At 65.5% G+C, this 2,342-nt stretch carries 2 protein-coding genes; both read right to left on the bottom strand.

All coding sequences use genetic code 11. From position 1 onward, the window contains the following. Window positions 1-1,771 (bottom strand): carbamoyl-phosphate synthase large subunit (gene carB, locus DBR20_RS01910; protein WP_146186928.1); only part of this gene is annotated, 1,771 nt, incomplete at its 3' end. Between the two features lie 149 nt (window positions 1,772-1,920). Continuing rightward, window positions 1,921-2,342, bottom strand: a 422-nt coding sequence (locus tag DBR20_RS01905) for a gamma-glutamyl-gamma-aminobutyrate hydrolase family protein (protein WP_181392992.1), incomplete at its 5' end; no start/stop codon positions are given.

The raw sequence follows: 2,342 nt of genomic DNA, 5'->3' as shown, positions 1-2,342 counted from the left end.
CGCGCAGCGCCAGTGCCGCGTGCACGCAGCAGTAGTCGAACTCGATGCCCTGGCCGATGCGGTTCGGGCCACCGCCGAGGATCATGATCTTGTCGCGGTTGCTCGGCGCGGCTTCGCACTCGTCCTCATAGGTCGAGTACAGGTAGGCGGTGCCGGTGGAGAATTCACCTGCGCAGGAGTCCACGCGCTTGTACACCGGACGCACCTTGTGGGCACGGCGCAGCGCGCGCACGGCCGCTTCATTGGTGCCGGTCAGCTGGGCCAGGCGGGCGTCGGAGAAACCGGCACGCTTGAGCTTGCGCAGGCGCGCCGCATCCAGTGCGTCGATGCCATCCGCCGCGACCTGGGTCTCGGCGGCGATGATTTCTTCGATCTGGTCCAGGAACCACGGATCGATGTAGGACAGCTTGAAGATGTCCTCCACGCTCATGCCGGCGCGGAACGCATCGCCCACGAAGAACAGGCGTTCCGGACCCGGTGCCTTCAGCTCACGACGCAGGGTCTGCAGATCGTCTTCACTGGTCAGGTCCAGGCCGGTCGGGTCGAAGCCGACCTTGCCGGTTTCCAGGCCACGCAGGGCCTTCTGCATCGACTCCTGGAAGGTGCGGCCCATCGCCATCACCTCGCCCACCGACTTCATCTGGGTGGTCAGGCGTGCATCGGCGGCCGGGAACTTCTCGAAAGCGAAGCGCGGAATCTTGGTGACGACGTAGTCGATGGACGGCTCGAACGAGGCCGGGGTCAGGCCGCCGGTGATCTCGTTCTTCAGTTCGTCCAGGGTGTAGCCCACGGCCAGCTTGGCGGCGACCTTGGCGATCGGGAAGCCGGTGGCCTTGGAGGCCAGCGCCGAGGAACGCGACACGCGCGGGTTCATCTCGATCACCACCACGCGACCGGTGTCCGGGTTGATGCCGAACTGCACGTTCGAACCACCGGTATCCACGCCGATCTTGCGCAGCACGGCGATGGAGGCATCGCGCAGGCGCTGGTATTCCTTGTCGGTCAGCGTCTGCGCCGGGGCCACGGTGATCGAGTCACCGGTGTGCACGCCCATCGGGTCCAGGTTCTCGATCGAGCAGACGATGATGCAGTTGTCCGCCGTATCGCGGACCACTTCCATCTCGAATTCCTTCCAGCCCAGCACCGACTCTTCGACCAGCACTTCGGAGGTCGGCGACAGTTCCAGGCCGCGGTTGACGATCTCGATCAGCTCTTCGCGGTTGTAGGCGATGCCGCCGCCACTGCCGCCCAGGGTGAAGCTGGGGCGGATGATGGTCGGATAGCCGACGCGGGTCTGGATCTCCAGCGCTTCGTCCAGGGTATGAGCAACGGCGGCGGTCGGGCACTCCAGGCCGATCTCGCCCATCGCCACGCGGAACAGTTCGCGGTCCTCGGCCATCATGATCGCTGCGCGCTTGGCGCCGATCAGCTCGACGTTGTACTTCTCCAGCACGCCGTTGTCGGCCAGGTCCAGCGCGCAGTTCAGCGCGGTCTGGCCACCCATCGTCGGCAGCAGCGCATCAGGCTTTTCCTTGGCGATGATCTTCTCGACCGTCTGCCAGTTGATCGGCTCGATGTAGACGGCGTCGGCCATCTCCGGGTCGGTCATGATCGTGGCCGGGTTGCTGTTGACCAGCACCACGCGGTAGCCCTCGTCACGCAGGGCCTTGCAGGCCTGGGCGCCGGAGTAATCGAACTCACAGGCCTGGCCGATGACGATCGGGCCGGCACCGATGATGAGGATGGTCTTGAGGTCAGTGCGCTTGGGCATTTTCTTCTCTAAGTCAGTACAGCGTGACAAGGGGGGTGATCGCACGCTGTCGATCAGGAATCTTGATCCGCAGCGCCGCGCCAGGGGCAGCCGCGATGCGGAGGCTTACGGTCCATCGCGACGCCACCGGCGAACCGGCGGCGTACTGATCACGCCTTGGCCTGTTCCATCAGCGCCACGAAACGGTCGAACAACGGGCCCACGTCGGTCGGGCCCGGCGACGCTTCCGGATGACCCTGGAACGAGAAGGCCGGCACGTCGGTGCGGGCGATGCCCTGGTTGGTGCCGTCGAACAGCGAACGGTGGGTCACCCGCAGGGTGGCCGGCAGGGTCGCTTCATCCACTGCGAAGCCGTGGTTCTGCGAGGTGATCATCACCCGGCCGCTGTCCAGGTCCTGCACCGGATGGTTCGCACCATGGTGGCCATGGCCCATCTTGATGGTCTTCGCGCCCGAGGCCAGGCCCAGCAGCTGATGGCCCAGGCAGATGCCGAAGGTCGGGATCTTCACGTCGATGAAGGTCTTGATCGCGGCGATCGCGTAGTCGCACGGCTCCGGGTCACCCGGGCCAT

The sequence above is a fragment of the Stenotrophomonas sp. HMWF023 genome, assembly GCF_003060985.1.
Lineage (GTDB): Bacteria > Pseudomonadota > Gammaproteobacteria > Xanthomonadales > Xanthomonadaceae > Stenotrophomonas > Stenotrophomonas lactitubi.
Note: the sequence above shows the minus strand (reverse complement) of the source record. Positions and strands in the feature narration are given on the sequence as shown.